The organism is Isoptericola halotolerans (genome assembly GCF_045689585.1).
GTDB classification, from domain to species: Bacteria; Actinomycetota; Actinomycetes; order Actinomycetales; family Cellulomonadaceae; genus Isoptericola; species Isoptericola halotolerans_B.
Genome location: NZ_CP140108.1, coordinates 3,824,622 through 3,848,845 on the forward strand (window position 1 = coordinate 3,824,622; position 24,224 = coordinate 3,848,845).

Genomic DNA, 24,224 nt, shown 5'->3' on the forward strand with positions numbered 1-24,224 from the left:
CGGCGACGGGAGGGCGGTCGGTAGGGTCGGGCGCATGACGTCCACCCCACGCTGGCGCCAGGTCGCCGCCGCGACCGGTCTGCTCGCGCCCGACGGCGGCGTCGGGCAGACGATCTTCGCGGAGATGACGGTGCTGGCGAACCGCACCGGGGCGATCAACCTGGGCCAGGGGTTCCCGGACGTCGACGGGCCGGACTACATCAAGGAGGCCGCGAAGGCGGCCATCGACGCCGGTCGCAACCAGTACGCCCCGGGTGACGGAGTCCCCGAGCTGCGCCGGGCGATCGCCGCGCACCAGCACCGCCACTACGGGCTCGTCGTCGACCCGGACACCGAGGTGCTCGCCACCACCGGGGCCACCGAGGCGCTCACGGCCGCCATCCTCGCGCTGACGGGGCCCGGCGACGAGGTGATCACCCTCGAGCCGTTCTACGACTCGCACGCCGCGGCCATCGCCCTGGCCGGCGCGACGCACGTGCCCGTCCCGCTGACCACCGACCTGCGCCTGGACGCGGCGGCCCTGCGCGCCGCCGCCGGCGACCGCACGCGCCTGATCCTGGTCAACACGCCGCACAACCCCACCGGCACCGTGCTGACGCGCGCCGAGCTCGAGCAGCTCGCCGCCGTGGCCCGCGAGCGCGACGCGGTCGTGCTCACCGACGAGGTCTACGAGCACCTCGTCTACGACGACGCCGAGCACGTCCCCGTGGCGACCCTGCCCGGCATGGCCGAGCGCACGCTGACCGTGTCCAGCTCGGGCAAGACGTTCAGCCTGACCGGGTGGAAGGTCGGCTGGTTGCACGGCCCCGCGGAGCTCGTCACGGCGGTGCGCACGGTGAAGCAGTTCATGACGTACACCTCGGGCTCGGCGTTCCAGCCGGCGATCGCGCTGGCGCTCGCCGACGACGACACGCCGCGGGCGCTGGCGACGTCGCTCGCCGCCCGGCGGGACCTGCTGTGCGAGGGGCTGGAGGCGGCGGGCTTCGACGTCGTCGTCCCCCGCGGCACGTACTTCGTGGTGGCCGACGGCGCGGCGCACGTCGAACGGCTCGGCCTCGACGACGGCCACGACCTGTGCCTGCGCCTGCCGGAGCTCGCCGGTGTGGTGGGCGTGCCGGTCTCGGCGTTCTGCCGGCAGGGGTCGACGGCGGCCGAGGCGTGGCGCTCGCGCGTGCGGTTCACGTTCGTCAAGCGCCCGGAGGTGCTGCGCGACGCCGTCGGCCGCCTGGCCACGTTGCGCCGCTGACGCTACCTCGCGGCGTCGAGCGCTACCTCGCGCTGCGCTGCGCTACCTCGCGGCGACCAGGGACACGGCGACGGCCACCATGATGAGGGCGATCACGCCGTCGACGACCCGCCACGCGCCGGGACGCCGCAGCATCGGGGCGAGGTACCGCGCGCCGTAGCCGAGCCCGACGAACCACAGCACGCTGGACACCATCGCCCCGGCGGTGAACCAGGCGCGGTCGGCCCCGTACGTCGCGGCCACCGACCCGCCGAGGATCACGGTGTCGAGGTAGACGTGCGGGTTGAGCCACGTGAGCGCCAGGGCCGTGAGCAGCACGGGCCGCAGCCGGCGGCCCGCGTCGGGCACGGCGCCGTCGTCGGCGGCCTCGAGCTCTTCCCCGCCGCGCCAGGCGCGCCGTGCCGAGACGATGCCGTACCCGAGGACGACGGCGGCGCCCGCCCAGCGCGCGACGTCAACGACGGCGGGTGCGCGCTCGAGGAGCGCTCCGAGGCCTGCTCCCCCGGCGGCGTACAAGATCGCGTCGGAGGCGGCGCACACGGCGACGACGACGCCGACGTGCTCGCGGCGCACGCCCTGGCGCAGCACGAAGGCGTTCTGGGCGCCGATGGCGACGATGAGGGACAGCCCGAACCCGAGGCCGGCGAGGAAGATGAGCACCCCTCGACGCTAGACAGGCCTCGCGGTGAAGTACAGCGAATGTTGCTGCGTCCGATGAAGGCATACTTCATCTATGACCTGGCACTCCGGACAGCTCGCCGCCCTCGCCGCCGTCGTCGCCGAGGGGTCCTTCGAGGGCGCCGCCCGCGCGCTGCACGTCACGCCGTCGGCGGTCAGCCAGCGGATCCGGGCCCTCGAGAACACCGCGGGCACCGTGCTGGTGCAGCGCACCCGTCCCGCGGCCCCGACCGCGCCGGGGCGCACGCTGCTGCGCCTCGCCCGCCAGGTCGAGCTGCTCGGCGCCGAGGCCGCCGCCGAGCTCGGACCTGCCGGCACGCCCGACGCCGCCGGGACCACCGGACACCCCGTGACGGTCCCGGTCGCGGTCAACGCCGACTCGCTGGCCACCTGGCTGATGCCGGCCCTGGCCGCGGTGGACGGCGTCTGCTTCGACGTGCACGTCGCCGACCAGGACCGCACGGTCGACCTGCTGCCGGCCGGCGCCGTCATGGCCGCCGTCACCTCCCACCGGGAGCCCGTGCAGGGGTGCACGTCCGTCCCGCTCGGACTCACGCGCTACCGACCCGCGGCCACGCGCTCCTTCGTCGACCGCTGGTTCGCCGGCGGCGCCACCCCCGCGGCGCTCGGCGCCGCACCCATGGTGGTCTTCGCGCGCACCGACGACCTGCAGGACCGCTGGCTGCGCGCCGTGGCCCACGACGCCGGCACCGCCGTCCCCTCGCCGCCCCGGCACCACGTGCCGTCGACCAGGGAGTTCCTCGCGGCCGTCCGCGCCGGGATGGGGTGGGGCATGTGGGGTCCGCTGCCCCGGGCCGGCACGCGGTTCGACGTCCTGGAACCGGCCGACGACGTCGTCTGGCTCAGCGAGGACACCGTCGACGTCCCGCTCTACCTCCAGCAGTGGCGGCTGCGCTCCACGGTGCTCGACCGGGTCACCGACGCGCTGCGCGAGCAGGCGCGACGCACCCTGCCGCAGCCGACCTGATCAGGCGCAGACCCCCGGCCGCAGCGACGGGCTCGGCGACGGCGAGGGGTCGTCGCCCTCCTCACCCTTCTCGTCGTCGCCGTCCTTCTCGTCGTCCCCGTCAGCGTCGTCGGAGGCGGTCGGCGACGCGCTCGGCTCGGGCTCGTCGACCAGGGGGTCGTCGGCGGCGAGCCGCTCCCAGATCTCGTCCGCCTCGGCGGTCCACACGACCCGGTTGGCGTCGTGGGCGGCCTCGACGACGGGCACCGACCGGAACACGATGTCCGACGGGTCGACGTCCCGCACGCTCCACGCGAGGCCCGCGAGCGCCCGGGGGCTGGCCAGGTCCGGGCTGGTCGACATGGCGCGCAGCGACGCCTGGACCATCCGGTACAGGGCCGGGGTGTCGGTGATGACGTTCTGGTCGAGGACCTCGCGCAGCATGGAGTCGATGAAGGCCTGCTGCCGCTCGATGCGCATGAGGTCGCTGCCGAGCTCGAGCCCCATGCCCTCGCCCTTGCGCACCCGCAGGAACTGGATCGCCGTCTCCCCGTCGAGCACCTGGCGTCCCGCACCGAGCTCGAGGTCGCTGTAGCGCTTGTCGCCCACCACCGGCTCGGGCAGGCACATGGGGACGCCGCCGATGGCGTCGACGATGTCCACCACACCGTTCATCTTGACCACCACGTGGTCGTCGATCGTCAGCCCCGTCAGCGCCTCGACCGTGAGGATCGTGCACGCCGCGGCGCCGGTGATGTCCTTCTCGGGGCCGCCGCCGAGCGCGAAGGCCGTGTTGAACATGGCCCCGTACTGGGGCGAGGTGGTGCTGCCGTCCGGCCGGGGACAGGCGGGGATGTCGACGAGCGAGTCGCGCGGGATCGACACCGCCTCGATCCGGCTGCGGTCACCGCTGACGTGCACCACCAGCGTGGTGTCGGAGTTGAACTCGTCGCCCTCGCCGGCGAGCTCCTCGTTCGCCGCGTCGCGGAAGTCGGTCCCCATGACCAGGAGGTTCAGCGAGTCCCCGGCGAACGGGTCGCTGGGATCCTCCGGCTCCTCGGGCTCGGCCACGGGCTCCGGGTCGCCGTCGCGCCCGAGGAGGGCGTCGACGTCGGACACCTCGATCTGGTTGCGCAGGTCGATGTAGGCCGCCACCCCACCAGCGGTGCCGAGTGCCAGGATCCCGGTGAGCCCGAGGGCGGTCCACCGCAGGACCCTGTGCCCGGCATGAGGTCCCGCGTGCCGGGGACTGACACTCTCCATACCGACACCTTAGGTCGGGCGTCCGTTTCAGGCCTACCCGGCGAGTCCGGACAACGTCCCTTTCACGGCACCTTCACCACGGAGGCGCCCTGACGAGGTGCCGTGGCGGCGCGGTCGGCTCAGGCGAGCTGCACCCAGCCGCCGCGCCGGAACGCCGGCGTGGCGAACGCGAGCACGGCCATGGCGCAGATCCAGGCACCCAGCATGACCGACGTCATCGCGACGGTGCCGCCGCCGAGCGCTCCGGCGAGCGGGGAGACCAGGCCGGCGACCCCGGACTGGACCGCGCCGATCACGGCGGCCGCGGTCCCGGCGCGCTCGCCGTGGCGGGACAGGGCGATGGCGGAGGCGTTGGCGGGGATCAGGCCGGTGAACGCGAGCACCACCCACAGCGCGGCGAGGAGCCCGATGAGCCCGCCGGCGCCGGTGATGGCCACCACGAGCAGGATCAGGGCGCACCCGCCCTGCAGGACGAGCGCGGTGCGCAGGATGCGGATCGGGGCGACCCGGCGCACCAGCGACGCGTTGATCTGGGCCGAGGCGACGAGTCCGACGCCGTTGAGCGCGAAGAGCAGCGAGAACTGGCCGTGGCTGAGCCCGTAGACCTCCTGGAACACGAAGGGCGAGGTGACGACGTAGCTCATGAGCACGGCCATGCCGAGTCCCGGCAGCAGCGCGAGCGCCATGAAGTGCCGGTCGCGCAGGAGGTGCCGGTACCCGCCGACGACGGAGCGCGCCCCGCCGGCGGACCGGCGCTCGACGGGGTGGGTCTCCGGCAGGAACCGCCACACGATCACGCCCATGGTCACGCCGAGGATCGCCAGGAAGCCGAAGACCCAGCGCCACGAGGCGAGCTCGGCGACCGCCGAACCGAAGGTCGGTGCCAGCAGCGGCGCGATCCCGATGATCAGCATGAGGCGCGACAGGATGCGCGCCGCCTCGGAGCCGACGAACCGGTCCCGCACGATCGCCATCGCCGCGACACCGCAGGCGGCGTTGAAGAACCCCTGGAGCAGCCGCAGCCCGACCAGCGCGAGCATGTTCGGGGCGACGGCGCACAGCAGCGAGGTGACCACGTGCATGGCCAGCCCGACCATGAGCGGCGCACGACGGCCGTACCTGTCGGACAACGGCCCGATGACGAGCTGTCCGGCCGCGCCGCCGACGAGCATGATCGAGACCGACAGCGCCGCGAACGAGGGCCCGGAGCCGAGGTCGGCGGCGACCTCCGGCAACGACGGCAGGTACATGTCGACCGTGAACGCCGGGATCGCCGCGAGGGACCCGAGCATGACGACCCACCGGAAGGACGAGCGGGCACGCTGCGGCGGGGCGGTGTTCTCGGGCATGGCCGCCATGTTATCGAAACGATACGACGGTCGCGACGGGTTCGCCCGTGACGCCTCTCACCCGCCCTGTCGGTGGCATGGGCGACCATGGTTCCATGTGCGGCAGGTACGCGTCGTTCACGGACGCCCAGTCACTGGCCGACGATCTCGCGATCGCCGAGATCGCCGAGGACGCGCGCGTGCTCGGTCCACGCTGGAACGTCGCCCCGACCGACGACGTCCGCATCGTCGTCGAGAAGCCGCGCCGCGAGCGCCTCGCCGACGGCCGGACCACGGCCGGGGAGATCACCCGCTCGATGCAGGCCGCCCGGTGGGGCCTCGTCCCGTCCTGGGCCAAGGACCCCGGCGTCGGGCCGCGGATGATCAACGCGCGCAGCGAGACCCTCCTGGACAAGCCCGCGTTCGCCCGCCCGCTGGCCGTGCGGCGCTGCCTGGTGCCCGCCGACGGCTACTACGAGTGGCGCAGGCTCGACCTGCCGACCACCACCAAGAAGGTCCCGAAACAGGCGTACTGGATCCACCCGGCCGACGACGGCGTCGCGGCCTTCGCGGGTCTCTACGAGTTCTGGAGGGACCGCAGCCGCGCCGACGACGACCCGGACCGGTGGCTGGTCTCGGCCACGATCGTCACGCGGGCCGCCGCCGGGGACCTCGGACGCATCCACGACCGCACCCCCGCGGTCCTGCCCCGCTCCGCCTGGGACGCCTGGCTCGACCCGGCCGTCGGCGCCGAGGAGGCGTACGGCCTCCTGGACACGACCGGCACACCGATGGCGGTCCGACCGGTCCGCTCGCGCGTCGGCAACGTCCGCCACGACGACCCCGGGCTCATCGAGCCGGACCCCGAACCGCTCGACCCCGACGTCGTCGGCGGCGGCTGAGCCCTGCTCAGGTGCCGGGGCCGCCGGGCGCCCTAGGGTGACCGCCATGAGCCACGTGACCTGCACCGTGTCCGACGGCGTCGCCGACGTCCGCCTCGACCGCCCGGACAAGCTCAACGCCCTGTCGTTGGCCATGGTGCACGACCTGGGGGCCACCGCCCGCCGGCTGCGTCGCGACCCGACGGTGCGCGCCGTCGTCCTCTCCGGCACCGGACGGGCGTTCTGCGCCGGGATGGACCTCGGCTCCGCCGCCCGGGACCCGCGCGGGACCGCCCGCGCGTTCGTGCCGACGTGGCGCGGCACCAACCCGCTGCAGGAGGCCTGCTGGGCCTGGCGTCGCCTGCCCGTGCCCGTCGTCGCGGCGACGCACGGTGCCGTGCTCGGGGCGGGACTGCAGCTCGCGCTCGCCGCGGACCTGCGCGTCACCGCGACCGACGCGCGCTGGTGCGTCGTGGAGACCGCCCGCGGACTCGTCCCGGACATGACCGGGGTGCGGTCCCTCGCCCAGCTCGTCGGGATCGAGACCGCCAAGCGGCTCACCTTCACCGCCGACGAGGTCAGCGGCACCGACGCGGTCGCGCTGGGACTGGCCGGCACGGCGTCGGACACCCCGTACGACGAGGCGCACCACCTTGCGGCCCGGCTCGTCGAGCGGCGTCCCGAGGCGCTCGCGGCGGCGAAGCGGCTGTTCGACCGTCGGTGGTCGGCGGGTGACCGGCGCACCTTCGCCGCCGAGCGGCGCGCGCAGCTCCGGCTGCTGCCGGGGGTTCTGGGATCGATGAAGGGCCCGCGGGGTGGGAGAGGCCCGCGGGCGGGAGGGGCGGACGTCCCGCCGCGGCGTCAGGACGCCGTGTAAGCCCGGTGCAGGCGCACCGGCGTGATCTCGCCCAGCCCCTGCACCTCCTGCGGCGCCTGCGCCGTCAGCGCGTACCGCGACGAGGGCGCCAGCAGCGCCGCCGTGGGCGGGTCCACCAGGACGCTGGCCGGCTCGGCCAGCTCGGTGATCCGCGAGGCGAGGTTCACGTCGGGCCCGAACACGTCGCCGAACCGGGACAGCACCCGACCCCAGACGAAGCCCACCCGCACCGGGATCTCCTGCGCGGTGGCGTGCGGCGCGGCGAGACCGAGGGCGCACTCCGCACCCGTCGTGACGTCGTCGGCGACGAAGAGCACCGCGTCACCGATCGTCTTGACGACCCGGCCGCCCGCCTCGGTGATGACGTCACGAGCGCGTGCCTCGAACTGCTGGACGAACTCGGACAGCTCCTGCGACCCGAGCCCGGCGGTCCGCTTCGTGAACGACACGATGTCGGCGAACCCGACCGCGCGCCGCAGCGGGAGCTCGTCCGGTACCGGGCGCGCCCCCTGCACCCCGCCGAACTCCGTGGCGAACCGCCCCATCAGGGCCGCGAGCTGGCGGCGCCACGCGTGCTCGAGCTGGCGCGCGAGGATGTCGGCGAACCCCGGGATGCGCTCGAGCGCCGCGAGGCGGGCGCTGACGTCGTCCAGCTCGAACCGGCGCCCGAGGTGCTCGACGAACGCCTCCACCTGCCACAGCGCGAGCCGGTCGGCCGTGTGCCCGAGGGAGCGGACGAGCGTCATCTGGGCCTGCTCGTCCAGCTGGCCCTCGTCGATCAGCGCCCCGATCTCCCGCAACGACTCCAGGTCCGCGGCGGTGAAGCGCGCCTCGTCGTCGCGGGTGATGGGCAGGCCCAGCCAGCGCCAGTAGGACTCCACGAAGCCCCGCGACAACCCGGTCCCCGCGACGAGGTCGTCGAGGGTGTAGGTACGGGGGCCGCCGAGGATCGCCTCGTCGACCCGCCCGGCCGTGTCGTCGGACGCCGGGACGTCGTGGTCGTGGGGGGTGTCGCTGGTCACGGGGCCACTGTAGCCAGCGGCACCTGGGCGGCACCTGGGTGTCCGCGCTACGGGAGCGCCCGCAGGTGGTGCACGTCGCCCGCGGTGACCACCCGCTCGCCGCCGGTGGTGGCCAGGACGAGCGCACCGTCGTCGGCGACCCGGTCCGCCCGCCCCACGACGACGTCGTCGCCGCCCGCGAGCTCGGCCCGCACCCGGGCACCCAGCGTCGCGGAGACCGCGGCGTACTCGGCGGCGAGCCCGGAGGCGACGGCGTCCCCGGCCGCCGCCTCGAGCCGGCCGACGACGTCCGCCAGCTCTCGTGCGAGGCCGACCAGCAGCGCCTCCCGGTCGGCGGCGGCGCCCGCCAGGGCGAGGGACGTCGCCGTCGGCACGGGCAGCTCGTCCGCCGTCTGCGAGACGTTGATCCCCGCGCCCACGACGATGGCGGGCGTCCGGGCCGCCGGTGCGCCGGCGTCGGGCACCACCTCGGCGAGGACGCCGCCGACCTTGCGATGGCTGCCCAGCCCCTCGACCGGCGTCGCCGCCGGGAGGAGCGCGTCGTTCGGCCACTTGAGCCGGGCGTCGCAGCCCAGGACGGCGAGCGTGCGCACCACCGCCAGGCCGGTCACGAGGGGAATCCAGCCGAGCGCGGAGGACGGCACCTCAGGGCGCAGCGCGAAGGAGACGGTCAGCGCGGCCCGCGGTGGCGTCTGCCAGGAGCGACCCGCGCGACCCCGGCCCGCGGTCTGGTGCTCGGCCACGAGCGCCGCCGGCCCCCGGACGTCGCCGGCGCGCACCCGGGCGGCCAGCTCCGAGCTGGTCGACTCGGTGGTGGCGACCACGTCCAGGCGGGCGAGCGGCCCGTCGGTGTGGCACAGGGAGCGACGCAGCGCCTCGACGTCGAGCGGTTGACGGTCCATCGGACCATGGAACCACCGACGGGGCCCCGACGACGGCCCGACGGGAGCGCCGAGCCTCGCGTTGTGCGGTCCCCACAAAGAACCGCGGGTGCTCACGGCCTGTCGCGCATCGATTCGTCGCTTCCCACCATCTAGGGTCGCTGGGGTGAACACCACTGCCGCCAAGCTCGCCGAGCTCGAACGCCGTCGCGCCGCCGCCGTCGCGGAGCCCGAGGAGACCGCCCGGACCAAGCAGCACGCGCGCGGCAAGAAGACCGCCCGCGAGCGCATCGACGCCCTCCTCGACGAGGGCAGCTTCACCGAGCTCGACGCGCTGGCGACCCACCGCAGCCGCAACTTCGGCATGGACGCCAAGCTCCTGCCGGGCGACGGCGTCGTCGTCGGGCACGGCACGATCGACGGTCGTCAGGTGTGCGTGTTCTCCCAGGACTTCACCGTGTTCGGCGGGTCGCTCGGGGAGGTGCACGGCGAGAAGATCGCCAAGGTCCAGGACCTCGCGCTGCGCACCGGCGTCCCGATCATCGGCATCTCCGACGGCGGGGGCGCACGCATCCAGGAGGGCGTCGCCGCGCTCACCCAGTTCGCCGAGATGTTCCGGCGCAACGTGGCCGCGTCGGGCGTCATCCCCCAGATCTCCCTCATTCTCGGCCCCAGCGCCGGCGGCGCCGTGTACTCCCCCGCGCTGACCGACTTCATCGTCATGGCCGACAAGACGTCCAACATGTTCATCACCGGCCCGGACGTCATCAAGACCGTCACCGGCGAGGACGTCGACTTCGAGACCCTCGGCGGCGGCCGTACCCACAACGCGACCTCGGGCGTCGCGCACTACCTCGGCGAGGACGAGGACGACGCGATCGACTACGTGCGCCACCTGGTCGGCTACCTGCCGCAGAACAACCTGTCGGACGCACCCGCCTTCCCGCCCGAGGACCAGCCGGAGCTCGAGGTCACGGCCGACGACGAGGCGCTCGACGAGATCGTCCCCGACGGCGACAACCAGCCCTACGACATGCGCGCCGTCGTCGAGACGGTCCTCGACCCGGACTCGTTCCTCGAGGTGCAGCCGCTGTTCGCACCGAACGTGCTCGTCGGGTTCGGGCACGTGGAGGGGCAGAGCGTCGGCATCATCGCCAACCAGCCCCAGTCGATGGCCGGCACCCTGGACATCAACGCCTCGGAGAAGGCGGCCCGGTTCGTCCGGACCTGCGACGCGTTCAACATCCCCGTGCTGACCTTCGTGGACGTGCCCGGGTTCCTTCCCGGCGTCGGCCAGGAGCACGACGGCATCATCCGCCGCGGAGCCAAGCTCATCTACGCCTACGCCGAGGCGACCGTCCCCCTGGTCACCGTCATCACCCGCAAGGCCTACGGCGGGGCGTACATCGTCATGGGGTCCAAGCAGCTGGGGGCGGACGTCAACCTCGCGTGGCCGACGGCGCAGGTGGCGGTCATGGGCGCGTCCGGCGCGGTGAACATCCTGCACCGGCGGGCGCTGAAGGCGGCGGCCGACGGCGGGCAGGACGTCGAGGCGGAGCGCGCCCGGCTGACCGACGAGTACACCGAGGCGATCGTGAACCCGTGGGACGCCGCCCAGCGCGGGTACGTCGACGCGGTGATCCGCCCCTCGGAGACCCGCGTCCAGGTGGTGCGGGCGCTGCGGGCGCTGCGCACCAAGCGCGCGAGCCTGCCCCCGAAGAAGCACGGCAACATCCCGCTGTGAACGTCTGAGAAGATCGACCGATGAGCCACGAGGACGCCACCCACGGCCCGGCACCGCTGGGTGACGTGGACCCGGAGCCGATGCACCGCGCCGTCGACGCGCTGACGGCTGCCCTGCACGAGTACGTCGACGTGGCGGTCGGGGTGCGGGCGGAGTTCGGCGCCTCGGAGGCGGACGACGACCCGCGCATCCTCGCGCTGGAGAACCGCGTCGGCACGCTCAACGCGACCGTGTTCGACCGGCTGCACGACGCGCTGGGGATGCACCCGGACCTCACCACGTCCGTGTGGGGCCCGGGACCGCAGGCGGAGCACACCGACGTCGACGCCGACCTGCCCGAGGGCACCGTCCCTGCCGAGGTCTTCTACCTCGGCTTCGTCGTGGCGGACCCCCCGGCCGGGGCGTCGATGACGCTCGACGGCGTCATCGAGGAGCTCGACGAGGCGGGTGAGCAAGCCGCGGCGCGGCTCGTGGACGGCGGCTACCAGGTCCTGGAGTGGGCCGCGTCCCGGGGGATGGCACCAAGCTTCGGGGACGACCCCGACGACGAGGAGGACGACCTGTGAGCGCACGGTTCCGCGTGGTGCGCGGCGAGCCCGACGACGTGGAGGTGGCCGCGTTGATGGCCGGCCTCGCGGCAGTCTCGGCCTCCGGCGACGAGCCGGACGACGTCGCCCCGGTCGACGAGTGGACGAACCGTGCCCGGTCGCTGCGCGGCAACGGTGCGGCCACCGCGCGGAGCTTCGGCGGCCGCGCCGGACGGCACAACGCCGACGCCTGGCGCTGGAGCCTGCGCTCGTGAGCGTCGCCTGGCGGCAGGTCCCCACCGCGGCCGACGTCGAGGCTCCGCTCGGTGACGTGCCGGCGCCGGACCGCCCCGGCTGGTTGCGCCGGTGGCTGTGGCTGCCGGCGGTGCTGGTGACGGCCGGGGTGTACGCCGCCCAGCGGCTCGTGGAGGACCCGTCCGGCGAGCTGGAGATGTGGTTGATGCTGGCGCTCATGGCCGGGCTGGCCGTGACGGCGGTCGCGGCGCTGGTCCGGTACCGCGACGACCAGCGCCTCGCCGCCGAGACGAAGGCCGCCGCGGCGCTGCGCACCGACGCGCGGTCCGTGACCGGGTCCGTCACCGTCTCCGAGCGCGAGCTCAAGGGCGGCACGATGCTGCGCGGGCTGCTCACGTACCCGCGGGACGCCGAGACCGCGGAGGACACCTGGTCGCTGCTGGTCGCGGACGGCGACGCGCCCGGCCCGCGGCCCGGCGACCCGGTCGCCGTGTGGTGGGCGCCCGGCTCGGACACCGTGATGGTCCGCTACCACCGCGGCTGGGCGGACGACGTCCGCCGCTCGCAGCGACGGAAGTAGCGGAAGATCAGGCATCAGGGGCTCATGCGTGAGTCACCGCGACGCGACCCGACGGCGTCTCTCTCCCTCCGCACGTGCGTGATCAGGCCCTTCTGGTGATGATCGAGGAGACGGGCGCACGCGCGCCCGGGACGGGAGGCACGCTGATGGGTATCGGAAGCGGCACCGCACACCCCCGCCGGCCTGACCCACACCTCCACCGCGAGCGTCTCTGTTCGTCAGGAATCGAGGCTCGATTCCTGACGAACAGAGACGCTCGTGCGTGATGACGCGTTAACCTCGGGCGCGTGACCCACACCATCGCCGGCAGGGGCCGCGCGACCCGGACCAGGACCCCGCTCGACGACGTCGCCGACGCGTACGTGCGCGACGCCGCGGCCCTCCAGCCGATCGACGCGACCATGATGGGCCTGCCCGGCCACGACCACGAGCTGCCGGACCTCTCCCCCGCCGGGCACGAGGCGCGCGCCGAGCTCGACCGCGCGCTGCTGCGTCGCCTCGACGAGCTGGAGGCCGCCGGCGAGGCGCCCGCGGACGACGTCGACCGGGTCACCCTGGCCGCGATGCGCGAACGCGTCGGCCTCGCCGTCGAGCAGCACGACGCCGGCGACCCGCAGTGCGCGCTCAACAACATCGAGTCCCCCGTGCAGCAGCTGCGCGACCTGTTCGACGTCATGCCCACGGGCACCGTCGAGGCCTGGGAGAACGTCGCCGCCCGGCTGAACGGTGTCCCGCAGACCCTCGCCGGCTACCGCGAGTCCCTGACGTGGAGCGCCGAGCGCGGCCGCGTCGCCGCGATCCGCCAGGTGCGCGCCGTCGTCGAGCAGTCCCGGGACCTGGCCGGCGACGGCTCGGCGGTCACCGCCCTCGTCACGGGCGAGCAGGCCGACCGCGTGCTCGACGACTCCTCCGCGTGCTCCCTGGTCCGCGCCGAGCTGGAACGCGGAGCCGCGGCGGCCCGTCGGGCCTACGCCGAGCTCGCCGACTTCCTCGAGCGCGAGCTCGCGCCCCTCGCGCCGCAGGACGACGCCTGCGGCCGGGCGGCCTACGCCCGCTACTCGCGCGAGTTCCTGGGCGCGACCGTCGACCTCGACGAGACCTACGCGTGGGGCCTGGGCGAGCTCGCGCGGATCGTCGCCGAGCAGGAGGAGGTCGCCCGGGAGATCGCCGGTCCGGACGCGACCGTCGCGGACGCCGTCGCGGCGCTCGACGCCGACCCGGCCCGCACGCTCCACGGCACCGACTCGCTGCGCTCGTGGATGCAGGCCACGGCCGACCGCGCCGTCGAGGACCTCGCCGGCACGCACTTCGACATCGACGGGCCCGTGCGCACCATCGAGTGCCTCATCGCCCCGTCGCAGACCGGCGGGATCTACTACACGCCGCCGAGCGACGACTTCTCGCGACCCGGCCGGATGTGGTGGTCCGTCCCGGCGGGCGTCACGGAGTTCACGACCTGGCGCGAGACCACCACCGTCTACCACGAGGGGGTCCCGGGGCACCACCTGCAGTGCGCGGCCGCCGTCGCCGCCCGCGACACCCTCAACTCGTGGCGTCGGCTGGCCTGCTGGGTCTCCGGGCACGGCGAGGGCTGGGCGCTGTACGCGGAGCGGCTGATGGCGGACCTCGGCCACCTCGACGACCCCGGCGACCGGTTCGGCATGCTCGACGCGCAGCGCCTGCGCGCTGCTCGCGTGGTCCTCGACCTCGGCGTGCACCTGCGCAAGGAGTGCCCCGAGAAGTGGGGCGGCGGCACCTGGGACGCCGACAAGGCCTGGGACTTCCTGCGGGCCAACGCCAACGTGGAGGAGTCCTTCCTGCGGTTCGAGCTGGACCGCTACCTCGGCTGGCCCGGCCAGGCGCCGTCGTACAAGGTCGGCCAACGCCTGTGGGAGCAGGCGCGCGACGACGCCCGCGACGCCGCCACCGCCCGTGGCGAGGACTTCGACCTGCGGGCGTTCCACGCCCGTGCGCTCGCCCTGGGCTCGGTCGGTCTCGACGTGCTGCGCGAAGCCCTGAGCTGACCTGGCGCTGGCCTGACGTGCAGGGGATCCTCACCGGCTTCGCCATCATCGGCGTGGTCATCGCCGCCGGCTATCTCGCGGCGCGGCTGCGCGTCGGCGGCCCGGACGCCCGGGAGGCGCTCAACCGCGTCGGCTTCTTCGTCGCCAGCCCGGCGCTGCTGTTCACCGTCGTGGCGGACGCCGACCTCGGCGAGCTGCTCGGCGCCCCGCTGCTGGTGCAGGCGGTCGCCGCGGCGAGCGCCGCCGCGTGCTTCGTCGTCGTGAACCTGTTGTGGTTCCGGCTGCGCGCGCCGGAGGCCACGATCGGTGCCCTCGGCGCCGGCTACGTCAACGCCGGCAACATCGGTCTGCCCGTGGCGGTCTACGTGCTCGACGACGCCACGGCCGTGGTCCCGGTGATCGGGATGCAGCTGCTGATCGTCTCCCCGCTGGTGCTGCTCCTGCTCGACTCGACCACCTCCGAGCGCCGCGTCTCCCTCGGGTTCGTCCTCAGCCAGCCGGTGCGCAACCCGATCATCCTGGGAGCGCTGGCCGGCGCCGCGGTGTCACTGACCGGGGCGACGGTCCCGGACGTCGTCCTCGCGCCGCTGGAGATCCTCGGCGGCGCTGCCATCCCGATGATCCTGCTCGCCTTCGGCATGTCGCTGCGCGGCTCGCGGCCGCTGCGGGGCGAGGAGGGCCGCGGCCCCGTCGTCGTGGCGGCCCAGCTCAAGGCGGTCCTCATGCCGGCTGTCGCGTTCGTCGTCGCCCGCTACGGGTTCGCGCTCGACGACGCCGCGGTCGTCTCCGCGGTGACCCTCGCCGCGCTCCCCACGGCCCAGAACATCTACAACTACGCGGCCCGGTTCCGCCGCGGCGAGGTCCTGGCCCGCGACACGATCCTCGTGACGACGCTCGCCTCGCCGGTCGTCCTGCTCGCCGCCGCCGCGCTGCTCTCGTAGCGCCCGGGCGTGTGACCATGGGCTCGCCGTCGCGCCTCCACCCCCGGCCGACGGCGTCACCCGCCCCGACCCCGGAGGGAACCGATGAGCACCGCACCACGACAGTCCGACCTCAAGCCCGAGGGAGTCAAGCACAGCGCCGTGGAGGACGCGCTCGGCCTGCTCACCGGCACGTTCGTGGTCTCGTTGGGACTCTTCCTGCTGCAGTCGGTCGGCGCGGTCACGGGTGGCACCGCCGGTCTGGCGCTGCTGGTGAGCTATGCCGTGGACCTGCCCTTCGGCTGGCTCTTCGCGCTCGTCAACGCACCGTTCTTCGTCCTGGCCCTGTGGAAGAAGGGGTGGGACTTCACGCTGCGCACCGGTCTGGCGATCGCGCTGGTCTCGCTGTTCAGCACCCTGCAGGCGGCGATGCTGGGCGGCGTCACCGTGCCGACCGTGTACGGCGTGCTCGCGGGCAACGTCCTCGCGGGCGTCGGACTGCTCATCGTGTTCCGGCACCGCGCGAGCATCGGCGGGTTCAACGTGGTCGCGCTGCTCGCCCAGGAGCGCCTCGGCTGGCGGGCGGGGTACGTGCAGATGGCGCTCGACACCGCCGTCGTCCTCCTGGCCCTCACCGTCGTCGAGCCCGTCACCGTGCTGGTGTCCGCCGGCGGTGCCGCGCTCCTCAACCTCGTGCTGGCGCTGAACCACCGGCCCGGCCGGTACCTGGGCTACTGAGGCGGCCACCGGGGCAGCCCGATAGGGTCCTGAGCGTGCCGCAGCCGAACACCCCCGCCCCCGTCCGCCTCGTCCTGGCCAGCCGGTCCCCGGCCCGGCTGACCACCCTGCGGTCCGCCGGCGTGGAACCTGTCGTCGTGGTCAGCGACGTGGACGAGGAGGCCGTGCTGGCCGCCGCCCGCGAGCGCTACCCCGACCTGCCGCCGTCGGACTCCGTGCTGGTGCTGGCCCAGGCGAAGGCCGAGGAGGTCGCCCACCGGGTCGAACAGGGCACCGACGCGACGACCGGCCGGAGCGCGCTCGTGCTCGGCTGCGACTCGATGCTCGAGATCGACGGCGAGGTCGTCGGCAAGCCCGGCACCCCCGACGTCGCCCGCGAGCGCTGGCACCGGATGCGCGGCCGTTCGGGCGTGCTGCACAGCGGGCACTGGGTGGTGGACTGCCGCACCGGCGAGGACGGCGGCACCACGGCCACGCTCGGCGCGACGTCCTCGACCACCGTGCACTTCGCCGACCTCGACGACGCCGAGGTCGACGACTACGTCGCCACCGGCGAGCCGCTGGAGGTCGCCGGGGCCTTCACGATCGACGGGCTCGGCGGGCCGTACGTCGACGGCATCGAGGGTGACCCCCACGGCGTGGTGGGCGTCAGCCTGCCGCTGGTGCGGGCGCTGCTGGCCCAGATCGACGTCCCGTTCCGGGACCTGCGCGCACCGCGGGGCGACCCCCCCGGCGGGTCTGCCTGACGGGGTCGCCTGACGAAACCGCCAACCCACCACCCGCCACGGCGGGCGAGGACCCCCGGTCCATGTGGGATCCGCACAAACGGCCCCGATGCGCGTTGGCACCCGGCACAGACTTCCCGGACGGGGACGCACGAAGTGGCGGAGGGGGGTCGGCGGCACGTTACCGTGAGCCGTGCCCACCATCACGAAGGTCCTCGTCGCCAACCGCGGTGAGATCGCCGTCCGCATCGCCCGCGCCTGCGCCGACGCAGGCATCGCCTCCGTCGCGGTGTACGCCGACACCGACCGGCAGGCCCTGCACGTCCAGCTCGCGGACGAGGCGTTCGCCCTCGACGGCGCCCGCGCCGCGGAAACCTACCTCGACGTGGACAAGCTGCTCGACGTCGCCCGCCGGTCCGGCGCCGACGCCGTCCACCCGGGCTACGGGTTCCTCTCGGAGAACGCCGGCTTCGCCCAGGCGGTGCTCGACGCGGGGCTGGTGTGGATCGGCCCGCCGCCGGCCGCCATCGAGGCGCTCGGCGACAAGGTGAGCGCGCGGCACATCGCCCAGCGCGCCGGCGCCCCGCTCGTCCCGGGCACCAAGGACCCCGTCGCGGACTCCTCGCAGGTGCGCACGTTCGCCGCGGAGCACGGGCTGCCGATCGCCATCAAGGCGGCCTACGGCGGTGGGGGTCGGGGTCTGAAGGTGGCCCGCACCCACGACGAGATCGACGAGCTGTACGACTCCGCGGTGCGGGAGGCCGTCGCGGCGTTCGGTCGAGGCGAGTGCTTCGTGGAGCGCTACCTCGACAGGCCGCGACACGTCGAGACCCAGTGCCTGGCCGACTCACACGGCAACGTCGTGGTGGTCTCGACCCGTGACTGCTCGCTGCAGCGCCGCCACCAGAAGCTGGTCGAGGAGGCGCCGGCACCGTTCCTCAGCGCCGCGCAGGAGGCCGAGCTGGACCGCGCCTCGAAGGCCATCCTCGCGGAGGCCGGGTACGTCGGCGCCGGCACGTGCGAGTTCCTCGTCGGGACGGACGGCACCCTGTCCTTCCTGGAGGTCAACACCCGGCTGCAGGTCGAGCACCCCGTGACCGAGGAGGTCACCGGGATCGACCTCGTGCGCGAGCAGCTGCGCATCGCCGCGGGCGAGCCGCTCGGGTACGACGCCACGACCGTGCGGGGGCACTCGCTCGAGTTCCGCATCAACGGCGAGGACCCCGCCGCCGGGTTCCTGCCCGCGCCGGGCACCGTGTCCTCGCTGCGGTGGCCGTCCGGTCCGGGCGTCCGCGTCGACACGGGCGTGGTCGAGGGCGACACCGTCTCGGGCCTGTTCGACTCGATGATCGCCAAGCTGGTCGTCACCGGGGCCACCCGCACCCAGGCGGTGGAGCGCGCCCGTCGCGCGCTGCGCGAGCTCGAGGTCGCCGGCATCCCCACCGTCGTCCCGTTCCACCGGGCCGTGCTCGACTCGCCGGACTTCGTCCCGACGTCGGGCGAGGACGCCACCGCCGACGAGTTCGGCGTGCACACCCGCTGGATCGAGACCGACTTCGCCGAGACGGTCGCGGCGCTCGGCCCGAGCACCCCGCCCGTCCCCGACGCCGCCGAAGGCCCGGAGGAGCCGCCGGAGCGCGTCGTCGTCGAGGTCGGCGGCCGTCGCCTCGAGGTGGTCCTGCCCGCCGGGCTCGGGATGGGCCGTGCGGCGGGCGGCGCCCGGCCGACGCGGCGCCCGGTCCGCCGCGCGACCCGCGGCACCGGTACCGGAGCGGCGGGGACCACCCTGGCCTCGCCCATGCAGGGCACCATCGTCAAGGTCGCGGTGGCCGAGGGCGACGAGGTGGCCGAGGGAGACCTGGTGGTGGTGCTCGAGGCGATGAAGATGGAGCAGCCGATCACGGCGCACCGGGCCGGGACGATCAAGGGCCTCGACCTCGCCGCGGGCGCCGGGGTGTCCGCCGGCACCGCCATCTGCGAGATCGCCTGATCGACGTGTCGGGCACCGTGCACCACCGCCACCCCGGTGACGGCTGGGTCGTGTGCGGTGACCACCGGCACTGGGGGCTGCACGGCGCGGCCGGGTTGTTCCTGGTCCGTCGCGCCCCGGCCGCGCCGGACGGCACGCCGGAGCCTGTGACCGACGTCGTCCTGCAGCACCGGGCGACGTGGTCGCACCACGGCGGCACGTGGGGCATCCCGGGCGGCGCCGTCTCCCCCGGCGAGACGCCCACGCAGGGCGCCCTGCGCGAGGCCGGCGAGGAGGCCGGCATCGACCCTGCGGCGGTCCGGGTGGTCGCGGAGCACGTCCTCGACCACGACGTGTGGTCGTACACCACGGTGCTCGCCGAGGCGGTCGACGGTGCCCGCACCGAGGTGGCCGCGACCGACCCGGAGAGCATCGAGGTGCGCTGGGTGCCCCTCGCCGACGTCGCGGGCCTGGACCTGCACCCCGCCTTCGCTGCCGCGCTGCCGCACCTCGTGCGCCTGCTGGAGGACGACGGGTGAGGTTCAGCGCGGGGTGAGCTGGCCGTGCAGCACCCGCGCCGCCTCCCCGATCGTCCCGGACAACGACGGGTAGATCGTGAAGGTCTCGGCGACGTCGTCCACGGTCAGGCGGTGCGAGACCGCCAGCGTCACGGGGAAGATCAGCTCGCTGGCCCGGGGCCCGACGACGACGCCACCGAGAACGATCCCCGCCTCCGGGTGCGCGAACAGCTTGACGAACCCGTCGTGCACGCCGTGCATCTTCGCCCGCGGGTTTCGGGCCAGGGGCAGCGTGGTCGTCACGTAGCGCGACCCCTGGGAGCGCAGCGCCTCCTCCGAGTAGCCGACCGTGGCGATCTCCGGAGCCGTGAAGATGTTCGCCGCCACGTTGCCCAGGTGCAGCGGCGCGACCGCGTCGCCGAGGGCGTGGGCCATGGCGACCCGGCCCTGCATGGCCGCGACCGACGCGAGGGGCAGCACCCCCGTGCAGTCGCCGGCGGCGTAGACGCCGCGCACCGACGTGCGCGAGACCTTGTCCACCTCGATGTGGCCCGAGCGCGTGACGTCGATTCCCGCCTCGGCGAGCCCGAGGCCCTCGGTGTTCGGCACCCCGCCGACGGCGACGAGCACGTGCGACCCCTCGACGACGCGCCCGTCCTCGAGCGTCACCGTCACCCCGGTGTCCGTGCGGGCGGCCGACGCGGCCCGTGAGCGCGACATGACGGTCATCCCGCGGCTGCGGAAGACACCCTCGAGCAGCTCGGCGGCGTCCTCGTCCTCCCCGGGGAGCACCCGGTCGCGCGAGGAGACCAGCACGACCTCGGAGCCCAGCGCCAGGTAGGCGCCGGCGAACTCCGCACCCGTGACGCCGGAACCGACCACGATGAGCCTCTCCGGCAGCTCGGCCAGGTTGTAGAGCTGGGTCCAGGTGAGGATCCGCTCGCCGTCCGGCTCCGCCGTGGGCAGGGTGCGCGGCGTCGCCCCGGTGGCCAGCAGGACGATGTCCGCCTCGAGCGTGACCTCCGCGCCGCCGTCGGACGGGGACACGACGACCCGGCTCGGGCCGTCCAGGCGGCCGCTGCCGTCGACGACGCGCACCCCTTCGCGGTCCATGCGGGCGCGGATGTCGTCGGACTGGGCGGCGGCGAGCGCCAGCACACGCTTGTTGACGGCCTGGAGGTCGACCAGGGAGCGTCGGGCGTCCGGGTCGTCGCCCGGGGTGACGGTGCCCCCGGTGCGGATGCCCAGCTCGGGCGCCGACTCGGCGATGGTCAGCCACTCGGCCGTGGCGATGAGCGTCTTGGAGGGGACGACGTCGGTCAGGACGGCGGCGCCGCCCAGCCCGGAGCGCTCGACGACGGTGACGTCGGCACCGGTGCGACGCGCCACGAGGGCGGCCTCGTAGCCTCCGGGGCCGCCGCCGACGACGACGACGGAGTGGTTGGGTCCGGCGGGGATGCTGTTCTCGGCAGGCACGGTGCCATTGTGGCAGCACCGGCAGGTCCTCGCGGGCAGGGATAGTCTCGGGTCCATGAGCACCACACCTGCTACGACGCCGGACCTCGACGACCCGAGGACCGACCCGTTCGACGTCGCGCGCGCAGCCGCCGACCACATCGCCGAGGTGACGGGGGTGGCCGGGCACGACGTCGCGCTCGTCCTGGGCTCCGGCTGGGGCGGTGCGGCCGAGCTGGTGGGCGAGGTGGTCGCCGAGCTGCCCACCCACGAGATCCCCGGGTTCGCGAAGGCGGCCGTCGTCGGTCACGCCTCGACGACGCGGTCCGTCCGGGTCGAGCGTCCCGACGGTTCGACGCGCCATGCCCTGGTCATCGGGGGCCGGACGCACCTCTACGAGGGGCGTGGCGTGCGGCGGGTCGTGCACGGGGTGCGCACCGCGGCCGCGACCGGCTGCGAGTCGGTGGTGCTCACCAACGGCTGCGGCGGCCTGCACATGGCGTGGCGGCCCGGCCAGCCCGTGCTGATCCGCGACCACCTCAACCTCACGGCGACCTCTCCGCTCGAGGGCGCGACGTTCGTCGACCTCACCGACCTGTACTCGCCCCGGCTGCGCGAGCTCGCGCGCTCCGTCGACCCCGAGCTGCCGGAGGGCGTGTACGCCCAGTTCCCCGGGCCGCACTACGAGACGCCCGCCGAGGTGCGGATGGCCGGGGTCCTCGGCGCCGACCTGGTCGGCATGTCGACCACCCTCGAGGCGATCGCTGCGCGGCACGCCGGCATGGAGGTGCTCGGCGTCTCCCTCGTGACGAACCTGGCGGCCGGGATCTCACCGCAGCCGCTGTCGCACGAGGAGGTCCTCGAGGCAGGTCAGGCGGCCGGCCCACGGATCAGCGCCCTGCTCGCCAACATCGTCAAGTCGCTCTGAGGAGGGCGTGATGAGCGGACAGCCGAACGCCGCGTCGGCGGTGGAGCCTCTGGACGCGCTGCTGGACCGCGTCGAGGCATGGATGCGGCACGACGTCGACGACGACGACGTCGACGAGCTCACGCGGCTCGTCGGCCACGCGACCGCCGACGACGGCGCCCGGCACCCCACGGCGCTGGCCGAGCTGCGCGACCGCTTCGCGGGAACCCTGCAGTTCGGCACGGCCGGCCTGCGCGGGGCGATGGCCTCGGGACCGAACCGGATGAACCGCGCGGTCGTGATCGCGGCGGCCGCGGGTCTGGGGGCGTATCTGAGCGACGCGCTCGGCGGCGCGACGGACGGCACGTCGCCGCGCGTGGTCGTCGGGTACGACGCGCGCCACCGGTCGGCCACCTTCGCCCGGGACACCGCGGCCGTGCTGGTGGCCGGCGGCGCCGAGGTGATGCTGCTGCCCGGCCCCCTGCCGACGCCGGTCCTCGCGTTCGCGGTGCGGCACCTGGCGGCCGACGCCGGCGTCATGGTGACCGCGAGCCACAACCCGGCCGCCGACAACGGCTACAAGGTCTACCTCGGCGGACGGGTCGTCACGGACGCCGGTCAGGGCGCCCAGATCGTCCCTCCCCACGACGCGCTGATCGCCGAGCGGATCGCCGCGGCCGGTCCCGCCGACGGGGTCCCGCGCGCGCAGGACGGCTGGACGGTGCTCGGGCACGACGTCGTGGACGCGTACCTCGCCTCCGTGCGCGGCGTCGGCGCGAGCACGGCCACGGCCCCGGAGGCCGCCGACCGGCTCCGGGTGGTCACGACGTCGTTGCACGGCGTCGGCGGCCGCACGCTCGCTCGCGCCCTCGCGGGCGCCGGGTTCTCGCAGGTGGTCCCCGTGGAGGAGCAGGGATACCCCGACCCGGACTTCCCGTCGGTGTCGTTCCCCAACCCGGAGGAGCCCGGCGCGCTCGACATGGCGCTCGGCCTCGCCGTGGACACCGGTGCGGATTTGGTGATCGCCAACGACCCCGACGCCGACCGGTGCGCCGTCGCGGTGCTGGACGTCACCCAGGGCACGCACCTGGGGGTCGAGACCGCGCGGTCGAGCGGGTGGCGCATGCTGCACGGCGACGAGGTCGGAGCGCTCCTCGGGGCGGAGGCCGTGCGGCGCGCGGTCGCCGAGGGCGCCGGCGGCGTGGCTCCCGACGGCGCCACGGTCGCCTCCTCGGTGGTCTCCTCCCGGCTGCTGGGACGCCTTGCGGCAGCGGCCGGCGTCGCCCACGCGACGACGCTCACGGGCTTCAAGTGGATCTCGCGCACACCGGGCCTCGTGTTCGGCTACGAGGAGGCTCTCGGATACTGCGTCGACCCGGGGCACGTGCGCGACAAGGACGGCATCAGTGCCGCCGTCGTGGTGGCGTCGCTCGCGGCCCGGCTCAAGGCGGAGGGCCGGACCCTGGTCGACGCGCTCGACGACGTCGCGCGCGCGCACGGCCTGTGCGTCACCGACCAGCTGTCGGCCCGGTTCGAGGACCTCGCGCAGATCCCGGCCACGATGGCCCGCCTGCGCTCGGCGCCACCGGCGTCGTTGGGCGGGTCGCCGGTGGCCACGGTCGCCGACCTGTCGGACGGCTACCACGGCCTGCCGCCCACGGACGGGATGCTCCTGCTGGCCGACGACGACACGCGCGTCATCGTGCGGCCGTCCGGCACGGAGCCCAAGGTCAAGTGCTACCTCGAGGTGGTCTCGCCCGTCCCGTCCGACGCGCCGCCGCTCCAGGTCGGCAAGGCCCGGGTCGCCGCGCACGAGCGGCTCGACGCGCTCAAGACCGAGCTGGCGGGCGTCCTCGGGCTCTCGTGAGTCCGGCCGGCGTCAGAGGGCGGCGTCGTCCTGCGCGACGGCGGCGTTCCACTCGGCCTTGACGGCGCGCCACGCCTCGTCGTCGTGCCCGCGGCGCCAGTAGCCGGACGCCGACAGCCGGTCCGTGCCCACGCCCAGCTCGGCACGGACCCACCGGCGCAGCTCGCGGACGCACGACGCCTCGCCGTGCAGGAACGCGTGGGGAGCGCCGGCCGGCAGGTCCCCGGCGGCGTGCGCGGCCCGCACGGTCTCGACCAGGTCGGCGGCCCCGCGGTGGACCCACGTCAGGCGCAGGTCCGCCGCCGTGCGGATCGGCTGCTCGTCGGCCGGGCCGGGCACCTCGACGACGGCGTGCGCCGTCGTCCCGGCGGGCAACGACTCGATGGACGCGGCGATGGCGGGCAGCGCCGCGTCGTCCCCGACGAACAGGTGCCACGGCGCGGCCGGGTCCGGGGCGTAGCTGCCGCCGGGGCCGAGGAACGTCACGTCCTCGCCCGGACGGACCTGCGCGGCCCACGGTCCGGCGAGGCCCTCGTCGCCGTGGACGACGAAGTCGACGTCCCACTCGCCGCCGCGCACCGCACGGACCGTGTAGGAGCGCACGACCGGGCGGGCGTCCGGGGCCGGCGGTGGGCCGACCACCAGCTTGAGGTACAGGTCCGTCGCGGCGGGACGCTCGATCGCGTCCAGGTCCTCGCCGGCGAGGGTCAGCCGGACCATGTGCGGCGTCAGCCACCGGACGGCGGAGACGGTGGCGTGGTGCGGGGTGCGCTGGCGGCGGGGCGGCCCGTCGCGGCGCTCGGTAGGGACAGTCATTGTAGGTAAGCCTAACCTCCCCGCTGGTCGGTGGCC

General features: G+C 74.5%; 23 protein-coding genes. 16 read left to right on the forward strand and 7 right to left on the reverse strand.

Annotated elements, in window-relative coordinates; all coding sequences use genetic code 11:
* Positions 1-34 precede the first annotated feature (34 nt).
* Entirely contained in the window at positions 35-1,246 is a 1,212-nt protein-coding gene (locus UQW22_RS18015; RefSeq protein ID WP_407318552.1) for an aminotransferase class I/II-fold pyridoxal phosphate-dependent enzyme, read from the forward strand.
* 42 nt (positions 1,247-1,288) lie between these two features.
* On the opposite strand, the gene UQW22_RS18020 is transcribed toward UQW22_RS18015, so the two are convergent.
* The gene (locus UQW22_RS18020) at positions 1,289-1,906 is read right to left on the reverse strand and encodes a LysE/ArgO family amino acid transporter (RefSeq protein WP_407318553.1); all 618 of its coding nucleotides are present in this window, start codon (positions 1,904-1,906) and stop codon (positions 1,289-1,291) included.
* Between the two features lie 73 nt (positions 1,907-1,979).
* Here UQW22_RS18020 and UQW22_RS18025 point away from each other — a divergent pair, with 73 nt between their 5' ends.
* Positions 1,980-2,912: a LysR family transcriptional regulator ArgP gene (locus UQW22_RS18025; RefSeq protein WP_407318554.1), complete on the forward strand. Its 933-nt coding sequence runs from the start codon at positions 1,980-1,982 to the stop codon at positions 2,910-2,912.
* Here the strand turns inward: UQW22_RS18025 and UQW22_RS18030 are convergent, their stop codons facing one another.
* Together UQW22_RS18030 and UQW22_RS18035 are read right to left on the reverse strand one after the other, a co-directional pair.
* Positions 2,913-4,154, reverse strand: a complete 1,242-nt coding sequence (locus tag UQW22_RS18030) for an LCP family protein (protein WP_407318555.1) — start codon at positions 4,152-4,154, stop codon at positions 2,913-2,915. It abuts the gene before it with no gap.
* A gap of 119 nt (positions 4,155-4,273) precedes the next feature.
* Complete coding sequence (locus UQW22_RS18035) at positions 4,274-5,503, reverse strand: multidrug effflux MFS transporter (RefSeq protein WP_407318556.1); 1,230 nt, start codon at positions 5,501-5,503, stop codon at positions 4,274-4,276.
* A 95-nt stretch (positions 5,504-5,598) separates the two neighbouring features.
* Here UQW22_RS18035 and UQW22_RS18040 point away from each other — a divergent pair, with 95 nt between their 5' ends.
* Together UQW22_RS18040 and UQW22_RS18045 are read left to right on the forward strand one after the other, a co-directional pair.
* Entirely contained in the window at positions 5,599-6,384 is a 786-nt protein-coding gene (locus UQW22_RS18040; RefSeq protein WP_407318558.1) for an SOS response-associated peptidase, read from the forward strand.
* A gap of 46 nt (positions 6,385-6,430) precedes the next feature.
* Entirely contained in the window at positions 6,431-7,240 is an 810-nt protein-coding gene (locus UQW22_RS18045) for a crotonase/enoyl-CoA hydratase family protein (protein ID WP_407318559.1), read from the forward strand.
* On the opposite strand, the gene UQW22_RS18050 is transcribed toward UQW22_RS18045, so the two are convergent.
* Both UQW22_RS18050 and UQW22_RS18055 read right to left on the reverse strand, forming a co-directional pair.
* Positions 7,225-8,262 (reverse strand): adenylate/guanylate cyclase domain-containing protein, encoded by a 1,038-nt coding sequence (locus UQW22_RS18050; protein ID WP_407318560.1) that lies wholly within the window; start codon positions 8,260-8,262, stop codon positions 7,225-7,227. The genes UQW22_RS18045 and UQW22_RS18050 overlap by 16 nt on opposite strands.
* Before the next feature lie 47 nt (positions 8,263-8,309).
* Positions 8,310-9,164 carry a biotin--[acetyl-CoA-carboxylase] ligase gene (locus UQW22_RS18055; RefSeq protein WP_407318561.1) on the reverse strand — a complete coding sequence of 285 codons (855 nt, stop codon included), beginning with the start codon at positions 9,162-9,164 and terminating at the stop codon, positions 8,310-8,312.
* 145 nt (positions 9,165-9,309) lie between these two features.
* Between UQW22_RS18055 and UQW22_RS18060 the strand changes: the two genes are divergently transcribed.
* The 10 genes from UQW22_RS18060 (at position 9,310) to UQW22_RS18105 (ending at position 19,164) form a co-directional block, all read left to right on the forward strand.
* A complete protein-coding gene (locus tag UQW22_RS18060; RefSeq protein WP_407318562.1) occupies positions 9,310-10,887 on the forward strand; it encodes an acyl-CoA carboxylase subunit beta in 1,578 nt (525 codons plus the stop codon).
* A gap of 20 nt (positions 10,888-10,907) precedes the next feature.
* Positions 10,908-11,453, forward strand: coding sequence for a hypothetical protein (locus UQW22_RS18065; RefSeq protein ID WP_407318563.1), 546 nt, complete (start codon positions 10,908-10,910; stop codon positions 11,451-11,453).
* Positions 11,450-11,689, forward strand: a complete 240-nt coding sequence (locus tag UQW22_RS18070; protein ID WP_407318564.1) for an acyl-CoA carboxylase subunit epsilon — start codon at positions 11,450-11,452, stop codon at positions 11,687-11,689. The genes UQW22_RS18065 and UQW22_RS18070 overlap by 4 nt, the downstream gene beginning before the upstream one ends.
* Entirely contained in the window at positions 11,686-12,249 is a 564-nt protein-coding gene (locus tag UQW22_RS18075; RefSeq protein ID WP_407318565.1) for a hypothetical protein, read from the forward strand. Before UQW22_RS18070 ends, UQW22_RS18075 begins: the two co-directional genes overlap by 4 nt.
* 287 nt (positions 12,250-12,536) lie before the next feature.
* Entirely contained in the window at positions 12,537-14,273 is a 1,737-nt protein-coding gene (locus UQW22_RS18080; protein ID WP_407318567.1) for a DUF885 domain-containing protein, read from the forward strand.
* Positions 14,274-14,290: 17 nt separating this feature from the next.
* Entirely contained in the window at positions 14,291-15,214 is a 924-nt protein-coding gene (locus UQW22_RS18085) for an AEC family transporter (RefSeq protein ID WP_407318568.1), read from the forward strand.
* 84 nt (positions 15,215-15,298) lie between these two features.
* Positions 15,299-15,931, forward strand: coding sequence for a YitT family protein (locus tag UQW22_RS18090; RefSeq protein WP_407318569.1), 633 nt, complete (start codon positions 15,299-15,301; stop codon positions 15,929-15,931).
* Positions 15,932-15,966: 35 nt separating this feature from the next.
* On the forward strand, positions 15,967-16,677 hold the full coding sequence (locus UQW22_RS18095; RefSeq protein ID WP_407318570.1) for a Maf family protein: 711 nt from the start codon (positions 15,967-15,969) through the stop codon (positions 16,675-16,677).
* Positions 16,678-16,849: 172 nt separating this feature from the next.
* Positions 16,850-18,646 carry an acetyl/propionyl/methylcrotonyl-CoA carboxylase subunit alpha gene (locus tag UQW22_RS18100; protein ID WP_407318571.1) on the forward strand — a complete coding sequence of 599 codons (1,797 nt, stop codon included), beginning with the start codon at positions 16,850-16,852 and terminating at the stop codon, positions 18,644-18,646.
* A gap of 5 nt (positions 18,647-18,651) precedes the next feature.
* Positions 18,652-19,164 (forward strand): NUDIX domain-containing protein, encoded by a 513-nt coding sequence (locus tag UQW22_RS18105; protein ID WP_407318572.1) that lies wholly within the window; start codon positions 18,652-18,654, stop codon positions 19,162-19,164.
* A 3-nt stretch (positions 19,165-19,167) separates the two neighbouring features.
* Here UQW22_RS18105 and UQW22_RS18110 read toward each other — a convergent pair whose 3' ends face one another.
* Positions 19,168-20,676: an NAD(P)H-quinone dehydrogenase gene (locus UQW22_RS18110; protein WP_407318573.1), complete on the reverse strand. Its 1,509-nt coding sequence runs from the start codon at positions 20,674-20,676 to the stop codon at positions 19,168-19,170.
* On the opposite strand from UQW22_RS18110, the gene UQW22_RS18115 reads away from it, so the two are divergent.
* Positions 20,675-21,526: a purine-nucleoside phosphorylase gene (locus UQW22_RS18115; RefSeq protein ID WP_407318574.1), complete on the forward strand. Its 852-nt coding sequence runs from the start codon at positions 20,675-20,677 to the stop codon at positions 21,524-21,526. The genes UQW22_RS18110 and UQW22_RS18115 overlap by 2 nt on opposite strands.
* A 10-nt stretch (positions 21,527-21,536) precedes the next feature.
* Positions 21,537-23,372: a phospho-sugar mutase gene (locus UQW22_RS18120; RefSeq protein WP_407318576.1), complete on the forward strand. Its 1,836-nt coding sequence runs from the start codon at positions 21,537-21,539 to the stop codon at positions 23,370-23,372.
* 12 nt (positions 23,373-23,384) lie between these two features.
* Here UQW22_RS18120 and UQW22_RS18125 read toward each other — a convergent pair whose 3' ends face one another.
* Positions 23,385-24,188: a siderophore-interacting protein gene (locus UQW22_RS18125; RefSeq protein WP_407318577.1), complete on the reverse strand. Its 804-nt coding sequence runs from the start codon at positions 24,186-24,188 to the stop codon at positions 23,385-23,387.
* Between the last annotated feature and the right edge of the window lie 36 nt (positions 24,189-24,224).